Source organism: Psychrobacter sp. M17(2026) (genome assembly GCF_055699815.1).
This window is the reverse complement of the sequence record NZ_CM146741.1, coordinates 2,771,346-2,788,226: the sequence shown is the minus strand read 5'-3', so window position 1 is coordinate 2,788,226 and position 16,881 is coordinate 2,771,346. Positions and strand designations below refer to the sequence as shown.

Sequence of the window (16,881 nt, the reverse complement as noted above, 5' to 3'; positions counted from 1 at the left end):
GCTATAAATAAATGGCCCAGTAGAATTGTTAGAATTTCCGAAGTTCTCAAAAAGTCGTTTATTCTTAAAATTAATTAATCGAATGAAAAATGGCTATTTTATTCATAACGAAGCTAGGTTACTATTGACCTAGCTTTTTTATGGCATCCGTTTTATTAATAGTTTTTATCAACCGTTTTTATTATCCTAATATCTATCTTTATACCTAATTTTAATACTTAACAAGGAGTGATGTATGAGTGACCAGAATTCAAATGAGCAAGCGGCTAATCAGTCAGAGCACAAGCAGCGCTTAGAGACCTTAGCCATTCATGCTGGCTACAGTGTCGAGCCTACAACCAAAGCGGTAGCTGTACCTATCTATCATACTAGCTCTTATGCGTTTGATAACACTCAGCATGGCGCAGATCTTTTTGATCTGAAAGTTGCGGGCAATATCTATACTCGTATTATGAACCCAACTAATGCAGTGCTTGAGGAGCGCGTTGCCGCACTAGAGGGAGGTATAGGTGGCCTAGCAGTAGCCTCTGGGATGGCGGCTATTACTTACGCCGTGCAGACTATCTGTGAGATGGGTGATAATATCGTTGCGGTATCGACATTGTATGGTGGAACGTATAACTTTTTTGCGCATACCTTACCGCGTCAAGGAGTAGAAGTACGATTTTTTGATCATAAAAATCCTGAAGCTATTCGCGACCTGATCGATGACAAAACTAAGATGGTATTTGCTGAGAGTATCGGTAATCCGCTCGGCAATATCGTTGATATTCAAGCGCTCAGTGACATCGCTCATGAGTATGGTGTACCTGTCGTCATTGACAATACCGTGGCGACTCCTGCACTTTGTCGCCCGTTTGAATATGGCGCGGATATCGTTGTCCATTCATTGACCAAATACATGAGCGGTACAGGGACTTCAATTGGCGGTGCTATCGTCGATAGCGGTACTTTCCCTTGGGGCGATCATCCTGAGCGTTTCCCGCTGCTCAATACGCCTGATGCCAGCTACCATGGTGTCAACTTTGTCAAAGACGTCGGGGCCGCTGCCTTTATCGCTCGTGCTCGGGTCGCACCACTGCGTAATACGGGAGCCGCACTCAGTCCGCTCAATGCCTTTGGTATTTTGCAAGGGATAGAAACCTTGAGTCTGCGTATGGAGCGTCATGTTCAGAATGCACAAGCCGTTGCAGAATATCTACAAGGGCATGACAAGGTGGCATGGGTCAAATATGCAGGCTTACCCGATCATCCTGAGCACGCATTGGCACAAAAGTATATGAACGGCACGCCTTCATCCATTCTTACTTTCGGAGTAGTAGGCGGCAGCGAGGCAGGGGCATGCTTTATTGATGCTTTGCAGCTGATCACTCGTCTGGTCAACATCGGCGACGCCAAATCTTTGGCTTGTCATCCAGCTTCTACCACTCATCGTCAGCTCAATGGACAAGAGCTTGAGCAAGCTGGGGTTAGCGAAGATATGGTGCGCTTATCGATAGGTATTGAACATATTGATGATATAAAAGCAGATTTGGCACAAGCGCTAGCTTCTGCTTAATCAATAAGCTTATAAAATAACGGATAAACTCATAAAAAAGCCCCTATCGCTGAATACAGTGATAAGGGCTTATAGCTTATAGACAGTTGCTAGCGTTTTATCTAAACCGATAACACACGATGAGCGATATCTTTATAGTCTTGCGACTCTAAGCGTGGACCGAACTGCTGAATAATTTGGGCTGCGACCTCAGAGGCAAGACGACCACATTCAGGCAAGCTATAGCCCTGTGCCAAAGCATATAAAAAAGCCCCAGCATAGTTATCACCTGCGCCATTAGTATCGATGACATCAGTGACCTTAGGCGTAGCCACTTCATAGAAGCTAACCTGGGCGTCAGTGTCAGATTTTTGCGCAATCACAGCACCGTTTGCCCCATCAGTGACGACGGCTATTCGGCAATGATTAAGTAAAGCTTGCGCTGTGGCCTTGATCGGCTCTTCACCAGTAAATAGGCGCGCCTCTTCACTATTGCAGAATATCACCTCAACCTTATTGCCAAGCATATTAAGTAGGCCGTCTTTGGCAAACCTGACTACGGCAGGATCAGCAAAGCTTACCGCGATTTTGGCGTCATTAGCTGCCGCTTGCTGTTGCAATTGCGCCATTGCAGGTTGAATGCTTGCAGACATGCCTAGATACCCCTCGATATATAGCCAATTAGCCTCTGTTAATGCATCGAAATCGACATTATCAGCGGTGATCTCACTTGAGGTGCCAAGATAAGTCTGCATCGTGCGCTCACCATCATCAGTGATGGCGACGACGCAAGTGCCCGTCACACCGCCAGCATGGATTGACTTATCCGAGGTGGCAACCCCTGCTTGATGCAAGTCCTGTAAATAAAACTGCCCAGGCTTATCATCACCCACACGGCAAGCATAGAATGGCTTGCCACCTAAGCTGGCATAAGCAAACATAGTATTAGCCGCTGAGCCACCGCCCGCTTGTTTGGCAGATTTAATCTCGGCCAGTGCCAAAAAGGCTAATAGCTCTTGCTGCTCGTGAAGCTCTGCTAAGGTCATATTGCCTTTGGTCAATCCAGTGTCCTCTAAGGCGGCATCTGATAACACATACTCATGATCAACCAGCGCATTACCTATTGCCATTACATCGTACATAACTTATTCCCTTGACTAAAATATTAAAATGAAAGCTCTAAAAATTATTCAATTCGGTTCATTACTGCTACTGCTAATAACTATAAGGTCTTTTACTCTTGTAGGGCTAATAAACGCTGATAAAGTGCATTCTTTTTTACCCCAGTAATATCAGCGGCTAAGGCGGCCGCTTTTTTAACGGATAAATCTTCTAATAGCCGTTTTAATAACGTATCATGAGTGCTTAAATCATCTTCATCTTGAACGATAGTATCGCCCGCAACCACGATCACCATCTCGCCACGTTGCTGATTGTCATCTGCTTTTACGAACTCAATTAAGTCGCTAAGCGTACTTTTATGCACGGTCTCAAAGGTCTTAGTCAGCTCACGACAAAAGGTTGCTTGGCGCTCACCACCGAATACCGCTGCCATATCCTCAAGACTGGCAATAATACGATGTGGCGCTTCATAAAATATTAGGGTTTCCGCTGCGGCTTTTAGAGCGGTAAGCTGCTTTTGGCGGCCATGAGTCTTAGTAGGTAAAAAACCAATAAAGCTAAAACGATCAGAGGGCAGACCTGCCACCGATAGCGCTGCAATAGCTGCCGATGCACCGACGATAGGCGACACCGTAACCCCTGCTGCGTGAGCTGCTTGCACGAGCTGGAATCCTGGATCACTGACCAAAGGCGTACCCGCATCACTAATAAGTGCCACCGAATGTCCTTGTTGAATCATTTCAATAATTTTAGGCGTTTGGATAGCGCTATTATGCTCATGATAGGCCCATAACTTATTATGACCTTTTTTGGGTGCTTCATTATTTAGCACTGCATCAGTTTCAGGCTCGTCATTTTGCTTCTTCGTATCGACATTATCTGCGGCGTCTTTACTAGATTTAGTATCGATCCCAAAATGCGCCAGCAGTCGCCCTGAGGTACGCGTATCTTCACAAGCGATAATAGCGACTTGCTTGAGCGTATCTATCGCGCGCGTGGTCATATCGCCAAGATTACCAATCGGAGTCGCCACGATATATAGACAAGCGGGCATTTTGGTTGGGGTGGACATAAGACCTCTTAAGCGTTGGTTAAAATAGAGAGACACAAAAGCGGTTAGTTTACCATGTTGTGCTATGATAATTACAAATGCAATAGTCGCTAAAGTTTATGGATTAGCTAAACGGCTTAGCTATATCACTTTCGCATCACCGATAGTAGGTTGAGACTATGACCGATAATAAAACTAATACTAGTCATAGTAATCTTATACACCTAACGGACTCTGAACGTTCGGCTAATATTGTTAGTATAAATGCTGAAACTGACTTAGACACTGTCAAGTTAAATACTACCAAGACGAATGTGGCTCATGCTAATAAAAGCAAAAGCCATAAATTTCGAAGCCCTTTATTAGCGTCTTCGCCAACTCAGCTTCAAGGCAGTTATTTTGAGCAGCTCGCCTGCGACTATCTACAGCAACAAGGTCTGCAACTGATTGCCAAAAACTGGCAACAGCCAAAAGTAGGTGAGCTGGATTTGGTGATGATAGAGGTAGGCGTCGCATGGTCGACGCTAGTGTTCGTCGAGGTCAGACAGCGGCAGTGCTCAAGTTTTGGCGATGCTGCCCTGAGCGTGACAACCAGTAAGCAGCGCAAAATTATCAAAGCGGCGCAGTATTTTTTGCAGCAGCGTCCTGAATATGTCGATTATGACTGTCGGTTTGATGTGGTTGCTTATAATATAAATAAGTTCGATATAAATAAAGCAGATATTGCAAAAGCTAAACTTGAAAAGGATAAGTCAGAGTCTGCTAGTAGCCGTTTGATAAAATCTAATGCGATAAAACCTAGTATGACAAAACCCAGCTATCAACCTGAGTGGTTAAAGGGTGCTTTTGTGGCGCAAGCTTGGTAAAGTTGTGTTTTCGCTATAACTGCTCATAATAACCGGCCATAAAATTTTGGGTGACTTATTATAAATCTATCTATAAATTATAAAGCCAGCTATAAAAACTAAAGTTACCTTAAAAGTTACCTTTTAAAAGTTACTTTTCAAATGTTATTTTTCCTATAACTTACTAAGTTCAATATTTCGTATTTGCGAGGCAAGAGATGATAAGGATGCATACTGTTAATAGTCCATTATGGCTGCGTTGTACTATGGCGAGCGCTATTGCCTTGACCGCTGTCATTAGCACGGGCTGTACCACTAACTATCTGACCAATAGCACGCAAGGTACTTATGGCGTACCAGTGACTGAGCGCACGATTCCCCAGCGTCTGCTGGATCGTAGTATTGAGCATACCGCAAAGATTAACGCCTACGCGCTAAAGCAAAACCTGCAAGAGACTAGCCGTATGAGTATCGACAGCTTCTATAGTGAGGTGCTACTCAGTGGTGAAGTGCCAACCGAAGAGATAAAGTCGCAAGTGGAGCAAGTGATCCGCTCAATGCCAGATGTACGCCATGTCTATAATGAGCTGAGTATTGGGGTAGCTCGTGGCTATAGCTCTACGGTGCAAGATAATTATATTAATTCAAAGCTGATAGCCAAGGCGCTCACAAATAACAATATAAAATCCTCACAAGTCAAAACAGTCACTAATAACGGCGTCGTTTATGTCATGGGACGAATGACGCCTACGCAACAAAGCTTAGTGATTGACGTGGCAAATGATACGGCTGGAGTGACTGAGCTGGTACTACTCACAAAATTGGTCAATGATAATGGCACCTCTATTGGTGACGAAGACATTATGTTTGAGCGCAATGTAGACAATACCACTGGTGCCATTACCGCTCCTGTATCTACTAATACGCTAAACAATACATCAAACAATGTACCAAATAATGCACCAACGCCCGTCATAAGAAATACCACTACCGAGCCAAGCGAATCTAGTCCTTATATTGAGCTGTATAAAAATCAGCAGTAATCGCTATTTGCTGAAGTATAGAGTTCAAAAAGTCGATAGTCTTGCTTGTCTTTATAATGTAATCGCTATAGATAGTAATTCTTCACAATAACCCTTATAGAGATAACAGTAAAAATACGCCCGTGAGCAAAGTTGCGACTAAGATAATAGGGTCTATACAGAGTCCAAAGACCAAACTCGCGCGCCTATTTAATAAAAAGGGATATCAAACATGAAAGATACCAACAAGCCGACATCAGTCAATGAGCTGGCAGATAAGACTTATATCGTTAATCTGGCAAAGGTAGGACTAACTACCTTAATGGCGATAGGAAGTATTGCGCTTGTCACTCAGCAAGCACAAGCGCTATCAGCGTTGGGCATTGTCAATGGTATCTCATCGAGTGGCGGTGTCGGTGTCAGTCGTGACATCGACTATGGTGACGCACCGTTACAAAACTTGGATATGTACTATCCTAAGCCCTTAGCACAAGCCATGCAAGCACAGAGTACCATTACTGATAGCTATCCGATGATAGTGTTCGTCTACGGTGGCTCATGGGAGAATGGCAGTAAAGAGGATTATGCTTTTGTCGGTCAGAGTCTTGCGCAGGCAGGCTATGTCACAGCGGTGGTCAACTATCGAAAAGCACCTGAGTATGTCTATCCTGATTTTGTTGAGGATACCGCCAAAGCTATCGCTTGGAGCTATGAGAATGCTACAAAATTCCATGCTAATCCCGAACGTCTAGCGGTGGTCGGTCATTCAGCAGGGGCCTTTAACGCTGTTGCGGCTATCGCTAATGAGGACTTTTTAGCGCCTTATGGGATGAGTCCGAGTGATATTAGTGCGGTCGTCGGTATCGCAGGGCCTTATAGCTATGATTTTCGTAAGTTCGATAGTGCGAGTGCTTTTCCTGCCGATGCAACGCCTGATGAGGTGATGCCCGATCGTCAACTCAAAGGCACGCAGCCACCGTATTTATTGTTAACCGCAGAGAACGATAAAATCGTTTATGAAACCAATACGATCAAGATGACCCAAGCACTAAAGGATTTTGGCGCAACGGTTGAGACGGGTGAGATCAAAGGCGCGAGCCACGCCACTAGCATTGGTGCGATGGCGAAACCTTTACGCTGGGTCAATGATGTGCGCGCGCAAGTACTGACTTATCTAGATAAAGAGCTGAAATAGTTTGATAAGAGTAAATTTACTCAATTAATTATTTAATATAAGTAATCCCCAGTTTGGCATAGCGCCAGCTGGGGATTTTTTATGCTTAATAGATCAAATAGGTAATCAGGTCAAGTGACTAAATATTTAACCAGCAGAATATTTTCAATAATTCCTGTCAATTCGATGTTATATGGCTCTATTATAGAATAGAGCTGTTGAAAGAATGAGTCGTCACCGCTTTAGCCGATAGCCTCATGAAAACAATAAAAATAACGGCTCTAAAACTAAGTATTAATTATCAAGCACTAAGCTCTATGGCCAAGCATTAAAATATGGAAAGCTAACTTAGCCTAAAGGATGATTCTCATGAAACTACTCAAACTCTCACTACTGAGCCTAACGATAGCACTGCCGTCATTAGCCCTCTCATCACTGGCACTGGCAGCAGGCGGCGATGACCCTATTACAGGAATTGATATTATTATCAAAAAAGACCCTGGCTCACAGCCTATCGCCAATATACCTTTCACTGACTCAGAGATGAGCCAATACAATGAGCTAAGAGAGAATGATCGCCCTGCTTATCTCAATAAAGTCATTCTCTCTAAGCTTGAGCGCGTCAATCAAAAGTACAATTACTCTATTAAATGGGATGACATCATCGAAAAAGGCATCGAGCAGCAGTGGTGCATCACCGTACCATGTAACGCAAAGACCAATATGATTATACAGCTCACTATTCCTGAGAGTTCGCGTCAGTCCGAGGTTAAGTTTAGCTTAGCCAGTCAAGTCAATCAGATCGAGTGATTGAGCGACGCACTATAAAGCGTGCTGCGCAAATCAGAATGCGTTAAAGCTAAGATAAAGTGCTTCGCTTTTGCATAATCGTAAAAGTCGTTATTATCATTATAGTAATGTGAATGTCGTCTGTGTATATGTCATGTGCGCTTATACACAGACAGTGCTGTAAGATGCGCAAACTCTTGTTATAATGTCGCCATTCAAAAATCATTTTATAATTAAAGACAGGATATCTTATGAGCATGAACGCTGACGACTTAATCGCATTTTTACAGACGCATTATCCAGACGCTTTTATTCAAGCGGCCAATCAAGGCACTAAGTTCGACGTGCGCGTTGTCGATGCGAGTTTTGAGGGCAAACGTGCCGTACAACGTCAGCAAGCGGTTTATGCGCTGGTCAACGACAAAATCGCCAGTGGTGATATTCATGCGCTTAATATTCAAGCGCTGACCCCTAGCGAATGGGAAACTCAACAGCAAAGCTAATTTCAGGTAGTCGGATTAGTTTTCTAAGTAGTTGCTCATAGGACTGCTTTTAGTCTTTTTTTAGCGTAAGTTACTCTTATATTCTGTATGTTTACGCTTCTTACTCACATTTAAATGTCACATTCAAGTTGGTATCTTATGGATCAGTTTTTAATCACCGGTAGTAGTCGTATCGCAGGCGAAGTCAAAATTTCAGGCGCCAAAAATGCAGCTTTGCCTTTACTTGCCGCTATGATATTGGCCGAAACCCCAACGACTCTACACAATGTGCCGTCATTACAAGATGTACGTACCTTAATTAAGCTGATTGGTGGCATGGGTATCAAGATTCAAAAGCAAGAATCTACCGTCACCTGCGATACTAAGGCTATCGATAACTTTTATGCGCCATATGATCTAGTCAAAACCATGCGTGCCTCTATCTTAGTACTGGGTCCGCTATTGGCACGTTTCGGTGAAGCGGAAGTGTCCTTGCCAGGTGGCTGTGCAATTGGCTCGCGTCCTGTTGATCAGCATCTAAAAGCTTTTGAAGCGATGGGCGCTACCATCAGTGTCGAGAACGGCTATGTAAAAGCGCAGGCTCCTAAAGGGGGCAAGCTTATCGGCTGTAACTTCTCATTCGATATGGTCACCGTTGGCGGTACTGAAAACGTCATCATGGCAGCAGCATTAGCCAAAGGTACTACAGTGCTAGGCAACTGTGCACGCGAGCCTGAAGTCGTTGATTTGGCTAATATGCTGGTGGCGATGGGCGCGAAAATAAGCGGCATTGGTACTGCAACCATGACCATTGAAGGCGTTGAGCGCTTACATGGCTGTGAGTATTCAGTCGTCCCTGATCGTATTGAGACAGGCTCATACCTTGCGGGCGCGCTAATGACTCGCGGTGATGTTCTAGCCACCAACACCTCGTCTTTATTATTGATTCCCGTGCTTGAGAAGTTTGAGTCAATGGGCGCGACGGTGACGACTGGCGATGATTGGATTCGCGCTAAGATAACTGGGCGTCCGTTACCTGTCGATATTCGTACTCAGCCGCATCCTGGATTTCCAACCGATATGCAAGCACAGCTGATGGCGATTGCTTGTCTTGCTGATGGCACGAGTACCTTTATCGAAAACATCTTTGAAAACCGTTATATGCATGTGCCAGAGCTGAATCGCTTAGGGGCGTCCATTCAAGTCGATGGTCATACCGCAGTGGTCAAAGGGGTTGAGTGCTTTACAGCAGCACCTGTTATGGCAACGGATCTACGTGCCTCAATGTCACTAGTGATGGCGGCAGCTGCCGCTGAAGGCGAGAGCCTGATCGATCGTATCTATCATATTGATCGTGGCTACGAAGATGTCGAAAATAAACTACGTGCTCTAGGTGTCACTATCGAGCGCATTAATAGCAACGACTGATAACACGCCATAATAATTATTAAAAGAGTCTTCTTTACGCTGCTACCTGCACTATTATCCATAGCAAGATAGCAGCGCAAAAAGATGATAACTGTAGATGGACATTTAGCTGCTATGATTGAACAAACCGATATTGAGCAAACAAATACTGAACAAACGGCTGCTGAGCAGACGACTTTGCAAAATGATGCCTTATTAAACCAAGTAGATAACGAATTTAATGGGTTAACTTTGGCTTTGTCTAAAGGGCGCATACTAGAAGAAACAATGCCTCTATTAAAAGCTGCTGGGATTGAGTTATTAGAAGATCCTGCTGCTTCGCGTAAGCTTATTTTCCCCACGACTAATCCAAATGTACGCGTACTCATATTGCGTGCCAGCGATGTACCGACCTATGTCGAACACGCTGCTGCTGACTTTGGAGTGGCGGGCAAGGACGTCTTGCTTGAGCACGGTGCCAATCATGTTTATGAGCTATTAGACTTACAGATTGCTCAATGCAAGCTGATGACAGCAGGGGTAAAAGGGCTAGTGTTACCCAAGCGTCGTTTGCGTATCGCGACCAAATACGTCAATGTCGCTCGCGCTTATTTTGCTAGTCAAGGGCAGCAGGTCGATGTCATCAAGCTTTATGGCTCGATGGAGCTAGCGCCATTAGTTGGCTTAGGCGACTTAATCGTCGATGTGGTCGACACAGGTAATACGTTAATCGCTAATGGTCTTGAGCCACGCGATCATATCTGTGATGTGTCATCCCGTCTCATCGTTAACCAAGTGAGTTATAAGCGTAAATTTGCACTACTTGAGCCTATTTTAGAGAGCTTTAAAGCTAGTATTGCGAGTAATAATTAGGTCGTACTACATTAGTAATATCAATGTTAAGAATACAAAACTTAAAACCAGTTTATCGCTATAAGATATATCTAGCATGGTAAACTGGTTTTGTTGTTTCAGTTATTTAATAATAAATTTAACTCAGCTGATTTGTAAGCTGTTTGCTTTATTGATCTGATGAATTTTTGATATTAGTATAGGATGGTTTTATGCGTCAATTGAGTACCCAAGATAGTGACTTTGGACAGCAAATAGATGCCTTGTTAGCTTTTGAAACCGTCAATGATGCGCAGTTATTGACTACGGTTGATGATATTATCATGCAAGTTCGTCAACAGGGTGATCAAGCGGTATTGGCCTTGACCCAACAATTTGATCAGCATCCAGCGACAACGATGAGCGAGCTGGAATTAACACAAGAGTCTTTAGCGACCGCCTTTGCTGAGCTTGACGCCGAGGTCAAACAGGCATTAACGACTGCTGCTACGCGAGTACAAAGCTTCCATGAGCGCCAAATACAAAACAGCTGGGATTATACCGACGCGCTAGGTAATCGTTTGGGCCAAAAAATCACGCCTTTGGATCGAGTAGGCATCTATGTACCAGGCGGCTTAGCTTCCTACCCTTCATCAGTACTAATGAATGCTATCCCTGCCAAAGTCGCTGGTGTCACTGAAGTGATTATGGTGGTACCTGCGCCAAAAGGCGTGCTTAACCCATTGGTACTAGCCGCCGCACATCTAGCAAAAGTCGATAGAGTATTTACTATTGGTGGTGCACAAGCCGTCGCCGCATTGGCTTATGGCACTGATACTATTCCAGTAGTGGACAAAATCACAGGTCCTGGGAACAAATACGTTGCCGCAGCCAAACGCGCAGTCTTTGGGCAAGTCGGTATCGATATGATAGCAGGACCATCTGAAGTGCTAGTCTATGCTGAGGGCGAGGCGGCGGATCGTGCTGATTGGCTCGCGATGGATTTATTGTCGCAAGCTGAGCATGATCGCATCGCTCAAGCTATCTTTGTGACGACCAGTCGTGAGCAGTTAGCAGAAGTCGCTATAGAGATTGAGAAAGCATTGAGTGAGTTGCCAAAAGCAGATATTGCTCGTGATGCTCTGCAAAATCGTGGCGCGCTTATTTTAGTGCAGAATCGAGAAGAGGGCATGGCATTAATCAATCGTATCGCACCTGAGCACTTAGAGTTATCTGTCGATGACCCTGATGCTCTGCTAAATGATATTCGTCACGCGGGCGCGATATTTATGGGTCGTCATACGCCAGAGGCCATCGGTGACTACTGTGCAGGGCCCAATCATGTACTGCCAACTTCTGGAACAGCAAGATTCTCTTCACCACTTGGCGTGTATGACTTCCAAAAAAAATCATCGATTATCTATTGTAGCGAGTCGGGCAGTAAGCCTTTAGCCCAAACCGCAGACATTCTAGCGCAGCGTGAGGATTTGGATGCTCATGCGCGCTCAGCTCGCTACCGTTATCAATAAATAGCTCGATGATGAGACAAACGCTAGTGTTTCCCATAAGCTAGTGTTTACTATAAACATAGATGCACTAGCAGATATAAAATACATCGAACGAATAGTAACCAGTCATAATAATAAATATTGAATAAGGTTTTGTATTTAAGATCTTATAGTCATTAATCAACGCCGCGTATAGTGTGCAGAGTAGGATGGTTTATGAGTGAGCAAAAAATCGATAATAGACTTTGGTCAGCCAAAGCTCGTCATTTGTCACCTTATGTCCCTGGTGAGCAGCCACAGCATGATAATTTATGTAAATTAAACACTAATGAGAATCCGTTTCCTCCCTCGCCAGCAGTAGCTGTAGCAATCGCTAAGCTCTTAACTGAGCAAGCTTGCGAGCTGCGTCTATATCCAGCGCCTGAGTCTGATGATCTGCGTAGCGCATTGGCAGGGTTACATAATCTTGATAGCAACCAAGTGTTTGTTGGTAACGGTTCGGATGAAGTGTTAGCCCTGATATTTGCCAGCTTTTTTATGAAAGAGCGTCCTATATTAGCACCCGATATCAGCTATAGTTTTTATCCTGTATACGCGCAGACCTTTGGTGTTGAGTTGGTCAAGATTGCCTTAGAAAATGATTTTAGTATCGATCCGGATGCTTATCGCCAACCTTGTAGCGGTATTATTATTGCTAACCCGAATGCACCGACTGGTCTGCTGTTAGGGCTTGATGATATTCGCAAATTGGCTGATGAACATTCTAATGCGGTGATTGTTATCGATGAGGCTTATATTGATTTTGCATCAACGGATGAGGGTCAGTCCGTTTCAGCGATAAGTCTTATTAACGAATTTGATAACTTGCTAGTCACTCAAACCTTTTCAAAATCGCGCTCATTAGCGGGTTTACGGGTGGGCATGGCCTTTAGTAATCCCTCTTTGATCGAAGCGTTAACGCGAATGAAAAATAGCTTTAATAGCTATCCGTTAGATAAGTTGGCGCAGGCAGGCGCAAGAGCCAGCGTATTAGATCATGATTATTTTGAGCAAATCTGCCAAAAAGTCATTGATTTACGTGAGTCATTAACCTCTAAGCTGACTGATCTTGGCTATCAAGTATTGCCATCACACGCCAACTTTGTTTTTGCCCGTCCACAAGACGGCAATGCCAGTGACGTCGCTGATGCATTACGCGAGCAGGGCATTATCGTTCGCCATTTTGATAAAGCTCGAATCAGTGAGTACTTGCGTATTACGATAGGTACGGCAGCGCAGCATGAGCGGTTGATTGAAGCCTTGACGGCGATACATGCTACTGATGCTACTGCAAATTGAGGATGAGATACAACACAATAGAGTAAAGGCGACGGGAGAACAGCTTTTGTAGGGTGACATCCATCGCACCTATAATGACGCTATCATTAATCATCGGTGCATAAAATGCACCCTACGCCTGCTTTATCTTTTATGAATGTTATTACTTAGAAGGGTTTGGATGTTTTTTAATGAATGTTTCTATAATCTCATTCTCATCTTCTCGGTTGAAATCAGCAATTGTTTCGCCATGATCTTTTAGTAGCATAGACATATAGTACAATTCATCATGAGCGTATAGCTTCTTTAAGATACCAAAATGTATAGCGTTAACTACTCTAGTATGTTTATAACCTTCGTTTGAATTTAATCGTTCTAAATCTTCTTCGATATAGCGTTTTTCTTGTATGGCATGCTCAAGCTTTATTTCAGTATTATCTCTTTCTGTTCCTAACTTCTTGTAATCAGTTTCAAGGTTATAAATCTTGTTCTTTAGAGACTGAATTGTTTCTACATATTCTTTAACTGATTTTAATGATGCGTAAATCATTAATATTGCAAAAGCAGGTAAGCCGATTACTATAAGCGCCCCACATATCCAAAAAAACATTTCCATACCTACCTCTAATTTTGTAGATAAAAAGCTACGACCGTAATACCAAAGCCCGCTTTGTAAGCTACGGCTTTAGCCCAGTAAACCGTTTTGCAAAATAATGACCTATATAATAATAGGTAGGCTATAAAAGTAACAATCAGCTAATTAGTATGAATCGATATAACCATTATTTAACGCTATTACTTTGCGCCAACACCCCAAGCAAATTGCCTACTTTATCCAAACACTCCTGATATTCGCTTGCACAGTTGGATGCAATAGTAATGCCACCGCCTGCCCATAGGCTTACTTTTCTAGTGCCATTTGGAGATTCATTCGCCTGCAAAGTGCGAATCAACACGTTCCATTGACCACCACCATCGAAGTTCATATAGCCCATAGTGCCACAATACGCCCCTCGTGCAGCACCTTCCAATTCGGCTATGATTTCGACCGCGCGTTTTTTGGGTGTACCCGTGATAGAGCCAGCAGGCAGACTACCGAATAATACAGCTAGGGGATGAGCCTGCTCTTTTAGCTCAGCGGTAATCGTGCTGACCATGTGATGGACATTGCTAAAACTTTCAATCGCAAATAGCTTTGGTACTTTGACGCTACCTGTCTTGGCATATCTGCCCAAATCATTACGCAATAAATCGACGATCATTACATTTTCGCTGCGGTCTTTGTCGCTAGTTATTAGCTGTTGTTTTAGAGCATTATCTTGCTCAGAGCTTTCACCGCGTGGCATAGTGCCTTTGATAGGTTTGGTAATGATATGACGAGTATTGGTTGTTTGATCGGTAGTAAAGGTAAAGAACAGCTCAGGTGAACAGCTTAATAACTCAAAGTCTATATTCTGTGTCCTTTCTTTTTTTGGATTACTAGCTTTTAGATCGCCAGCTTTTAAATCACTAGGTTTTGAATTAGTATTAACAAAAGTATTAAGTCCTAAATAGCCTGCAAATGGTGCGTTAGTATTAGCATGTAAGCTAGGGAGATAATCGAGCAGTTTCGGTGCTCTGTTATTGTTAGATTCTTTTAGATACCCTTGCCATGCTTGGGTGAGGTTAATCTGATAACAGTCGCCTTGTTGTAGATAGTCTTGAGTTTCTGCAAAAGCTTGCTCGTAATCATTTTTTTGCCATTTCGCTTTGAGCATCAGCGGGGCAAGTGGTACTTTATTTTTTAGTGCAATATTATTAGAGTTTTTGATCAACTCATCATTCAACGCATCATCTAAATGCTGTAGATAGTTTTTAAGTTCATCAATGATAGCTTGATCAGCAGCAGTATCTAAAGGGTTAGACAGTGGCGTAGTCAACTGCCAGCTGGTTTGAGTATTGTCTTTGACTGGCGATAAATAAATATCGTAATGACCCAGCACTGCACAAGGCTGCGTGGCTTGAGGAATATCTGCTACAGGACTTAGCTCATGAGCTGCCATATCATAACCAATAAAACCAATAAGACCGTGCTGATAGCTGGGTTTTTGATTGATTATATTTTTTTCATCTAGTAGAGCTGAATGAGTAGCGACTGCCTCGTAAGCCTTACTATAAGTGATTAGCTCCTCTTGCCACTCTAGATAACTGCAATAGGATGCTATTATCGATGACTTATCACGACACATCTCGACAACTTTGTAATAGCTTTTTTTATTTTTAGGGTTTTCTATTGAGACGGAACAAGGCTTATTAGCATTAAAATAAACGGACCAGCTCATCTTAGGTAGCAAGCCTATAACAGGCTGACCATTATTATTGAGCCAAACCAGTTGCCAGTTTGCCGTAGGGTTTTGTGCTGTCAGATGACGCTGTAAACGCGGTAACAGATCTGCTGCTGACAAGCCAGCAAAACGCCATCGATTGAGAACCGATGGCGTACTTTTAAAGTCAGATTGTTGATTGTTGTCTGTTACTATCATAGATTAAGCAGTAAACTTTTTGATAATTAAAGTCGCGTTAGTACCACCAAAGCCAAAGCTATTGGTCATTAGCGTATCAAGCTGTACATCGCGTTTTTCGGTAACAATATCGAAGCCTTCAATAGCAGGATCTAAGTTTTCAACATTGATGCTAGGAGCAATAAATTGCTCTTGTAACATGAGTAAGCAGTAGATAAGCTCTTGTGCGCCAACTGCTCCTAAACTATGACCGGTCATAGATTTGGTTGAGCTAATAGGGGGTACAGAAGCGCGGCTCTCAGTATTAGCATGGCCACCAAACACTTTTTCAATAGCGCCAAGCTCAGTGATATCACCAAGTGGCGTGCTAGTACCATGACTATTAATATAATCAACGGTTTTTAATCCAGCCTGATCTAGAGCTTGTTGCATACAGCGCACCGCACCTTCACCACTTGGCGCGACCATTTCAGCGCCGTCGGAGGTTGCGCCATAACCGACGATTTCGGCTAAGATATTGGCACCGCGAGCTTGGGCATGCTCTAAGCTTTCAACCACGACCATCGCGCCACCTGCGGCAATTACAAAGCCATCGCGGTCTTTGTCATAAGCGCGTGAGGACTGCTTTGGCGTGTCATTATATTGAGTACTCATCGCACCCATGGCATCAAACATGCAAGACTGTGTCCAGTGCTCAGCCTCACTACCACCTGCTAATACCACATCCGCTTTACCTAATTGAATCAGCTCCATAGCATGCCCAATGCAATGCATTGAGGTGGCGCAAGCTGAGCTGATAGAGTAGGAGGGACCATGAATTTTTAGTCCTGTGGCAAGCGCCGCTGATATCGAGCTACTCATCGTTTTAGGTACTGCCATCGCACCGACACCGCGCAAGCCTTTTTCACGCATAGCATCTACTGCAACAGAAACACCTTCTGTTGAGGCACCACCTGAGCCTGCTACGACGCCAACTCTTGGGTTTTGACTAATAGTGTCAAGAGACAACCCAGACTGTTTAATAGCATCTAAAGCACAGACATAAGCATAAAGACTGGCATCGCTAAAAAAGCGCTTAAGCTTACGATCAATAGTAGAAGTATCGAGCTGTGATTTATCGATACTACCACTGACCTGCGACTTAAAGCCATGCTCAGCATAAGACTCGTTAAAAGTAATGCCTGACTGCCCTTGCTGCAAAGATTCAGTAACGGACGTCAAATCATATCCGATGCAAGAGACAATCCCTGCTCCTGTAATAACCACTCTACGCATAGTCTGTTCCTTATGATATT

General features: G+C 43.7%; 15 protein-coding genes. 10 read left to right on the top strand and 5 right to left on the bottom strand.

Translation table 11 applies throughout. The features are described 5' to 3' along the window. The first annotated feature begins 235 nt into the window (after positions 1–235). Positions 236–1,558, top strand: coding sequence for an O-acetylhomoserine aminocarboxypropyltransferase/cysteine synthase family protein (locus ACR63T_RS11820; protein ID WP_201570244.1), 1,323 nt, complete (start codon positions 236–238; stop codon positions 1,556–1,558). A gap of 101 nt (positions 1,559–1,659) precedes the next feature. Here ACR63T_RS11820 and ACR63T_RS11815 read toward each other — a convergent pair whose 3' ends face one another. Next, complete coding sequence (locus tag ACR63T_RS11815; RefSeq protein ID WP_472784110.1) at positions 1,660–2,679, bottom strand: adenosine kinase; 1,020 nt, start codon at positions 2,677–2,679, stop codon at positions 1,660–1,662. Between the two features lie 92 nt (positions 2,680–2,771). Beyond that, positions 2,772–3,731 carry a 16S rRNA (cytidine(1402)-2'-O)-methyltransferase gene (rsmI, locus tag ACR63T_RS11810; RefSeq protein ID WP_472784109.1) on the bottom strand — a complete coding sequence of 320 codons (960 nt, stop codon included), beginning with the start codon at positions 3,729–3,731 and terminating at the stop codon, positions 2,772–2,774. A gap of 158 nt (positions 3,732–3,889) precedes the next feature. On the opposite strand from rsmI, the gene ACR63T_RS11805 reads away from it, so the two are divergent. From ACR63T_RS11805 to hisC, 9 genes are all read left to right on the top strand, one after another. Further along, positions 3,890–4,576, top strand: a complete 687-nt coding sequence (locus ACR63T_RS11805) for a YraN family protein (protein WP_472784108.1) — start codon at positions 3,890–3,892, stop codon at positions 4,574–4,576. A gap of 206 nt (positions 4,577–4,782) precedes the next feature. Then, the gene (locus tag ACR63T_RS11800) at positions 4,783–5,598 is read left to right on the top strand and encodes a BON domain-containing protein (RefSeq protein ID WP_472784107.1); all 816 of its coding nucleotides are present in this window, start codon (positions 4,783–4,785) and stop codon (positions 5,596–5,598) included. Positions 5,599–5,809: 211 nt separating this feature from the next. Then, complete coding sequence (locus ACR63T_RS11795; RefSeq protein ID WP_472784106.1) at positions 5,810–6,772, top strand: alpha/beta hydrolase; 963 nt, start codon at positions 5,810–5,812, stop codon at positions 6,770–6,772. 348 nt (positions 6,773–7,120) lie between these two features. Beyond that, positions 7,121–7,561 carry a hypothetical protein gene (locus tag ACR63T_RS11790; protein ID WP_472784105.1) on the top strand — a complete coding sequence of 147 codons (441 nt, stop codon included), beginning with the start codon at positions 7,121–7,123 and terminating at the stop codon, positions 7,559–7,561. A gap of 236 nt (positions 7,562–7,797) precedes the next feature. After that, on the top strand, positions 7,798–8,043 hold the full coding sequence (locus ACR63T_RS11785; protein ID WP_472785276.1) for a BolA family protein: 246 nt from the start codon (positions 7,798–7,800) through the stop codon (positions 8,041–8,043). Between the two features lie 138 nt (positions 8,044–8,181). Further along, on the top strand, positions 8,182–9,450 hold the full coding sequence (gene murA / locus ACR63T_RS11780; RefSeq protein WP_305898947.1) for a UDP-N-acetylglucosamine 1-carboxyvinyltransferase: 1,269 nt from the start codon (positions 8,182–8,184) through the stop codon (positions 9,448–9,450). A gap of 84 nt (positions 9,451–9,534) precedes the next feature. Beyond that, positions 9,535–10,302, top strand: a complete 768-nt coding sequence (gene hisG / locus ACR63T_RS11775; RefSeq protein ID WP_472784104.1) for an ATP phosphoribosyltransferase — start codon at positions 9,535–9,537, stop codon at positions 10,300–10,302. Positions 10,303–10,493: 191 nt separating this feature from the next. Next, positions 10,494–11,789 carry a histidinol dehydrogenase gene (gene hisD, locus ACR63T_RS11770; protein ID WP_472784103.1) on the top strand — a complete coding sequence of 432 codons (1,296 nt, stop codon included), beginning with the start codon at positions 10,494–10,496 and terminating at the stop codon, positions 11,787–11,789. Positions 11,790–11,984: 195 nt separating this feature from the next. After that, positions 11,985–13,106: a histidinol-phosphate transaminase gene (gene hisC, locus ACR63T_RS11765; RefSeq protein ID WP_472784102.1), complete on the top strand. Its 1,122-nt coding sequence runs from the start codon at positions 11,985–11,987 to the stop codon at positions 13,104–13,106. Positions 13,107–13,248: 142 nt separating this feature from the next. On the opposite strand, the gene ACR63T_RS11760 is transcribed toward hisC, so the two are convergent. The 3 genes from ACR63T_RS11760 to ACR63T_RS11750 form a co-directional block, all read right to left on the bottom strand. After that, positions 13,249–13,701, bottom strand: coding sequence for a hypothetical protein (locus ACR63T_RS11760; RefSeq protein ID WP_305898943.1), 453 nt, complete (start codon positions 13,699–13,701; stop codon positions 13,249–13,251). A gap of 166 nt (positions 13,702–13,867) precedes the next feature. Further along, positions 13,868–15,607, bottom strand: a complete 1,740-nt coding sequence (locus tag ACR63T_RS11755) for an anthranilate synthase component I family protein (RefSeq protein WP_472784101.1) — start codon at positions 15,605–15,607, stop codon at positions 13,868–13,870. Positions 15,608–15,610: 3 nt separating this feature from the next. After that, positions 15,611–16,861, bottom strand: coding sequence for a beta-ketoacyl-ACP synthase II (locus ACR63T_RS11750; protein WP_472784100.1), 1,251 nt, complete (start codon positions 16,859–16,861; stop codon positions 15,611–15,613). Positions 16,862–16,881 lie beyond the last annotated feature (20 nt).

Bases quoted from the DNA above. Each gene is read 5' to 3' on its own strand.
- ACR63T_RS11820 (WP_201570244.1), top strand. From the start codon at position 236: ATGAGTGACCAGAATTCAAATGAGCAAGCGGCTAATCAGTCAGAGCAC.
- ACR63T_RS11815 (WP_472784110.1), bottom strand. From the start codon at position 2,679: ATGTACGATGTAATGGCAATAGGTAATGCGCTGGTTGATCATGAGTAT.
- rsmI (WP_472784109.1), bottom strand. From the start codon at position 3,731: ATGTCCACCCCAACCAAAATGCCCGCTTGTCTATATATCGTGGCGACT.
- ACR63T_RS11805 (WP_472784108.1), top strand. From the start codon at position 3,890: ATGACCGATAATAAAACTAATACTAGTCATAGTAATCTTATACACCTA.
- ACR63T_RS11800 (WP_472784107.1), top strand. From the start codon at position 4,783: ATGCATACTGTTAATAGTCCATTATGGCTGCGTTGTACTATGGCGAGC.
- ACR63T_RS11795 (WP_472784106.1), top strand. From the start codon at position 5,810: ATGAAAGATACCAACAAGCCGACATCAGTCAATGAGCTGGCAGATAAG.
- ACR63T_RS11790 (WP_472784105.1), top strand. From the start codon at position 7,121: ATGAAACTACTCAAACTCTCACTACTGAGCCTAACGATAGCACTGCCG.
- ACR63T_RS11785 (WP_472785276.1), top strand. From the start codon at position 7,798: ATGAACGCTGACGACTTAATCGCATTTTTACAGACGCATTATCCAGAC.
- murA (WP_305898947.1), top strand. From the start codon at position 8,182: ATGGATCAGTTTTTAATCACCGGTAGTAGTCGTATCGCAGGCGAAGTC.
- hisG (WP_472784104.1), top strand. From the start codon at position 9,535: ATGATAACTGTAGATGGACATTTAGCTGCTATGATTGAACAAACCGAT.
- hisD (WP_472784103.1), top strand. From the start codon at position 10,494: ATGCGTCAATTGAGTACCCAAGATAGTGACTTTGGACAGCAAATAGAT.
- hisC (WP_472784102.1), top strand. From the start codon at position 11,985: ATGAGTGAGCAAAAAATCGATAATAGACTTTGGTCAGCCAAAGCTCGT.
- ACR63T_RS11760 (WP_305898943.1), bottom strand. From the start codon at position 13,701: ATGGAAATGTTTTTTTGGATATGTGGGGCGCTTATAGTAATCGGCTTA.
- ACR63T_RS11755 (WP_472784101.1), bottom strand. From the start codon at position 15,607: ATGATAGTAACAGACAACAATCAACAATCTGACTTTAAAAGTACGCCA.
- ACR63T_RS11750 (WP_472784100.1), bottom strand. From the start codon at position 16,861: ATGCGTAGAGTGGTTATTACAGGAGCAGGGATTGTCTCTTGCATCGGA.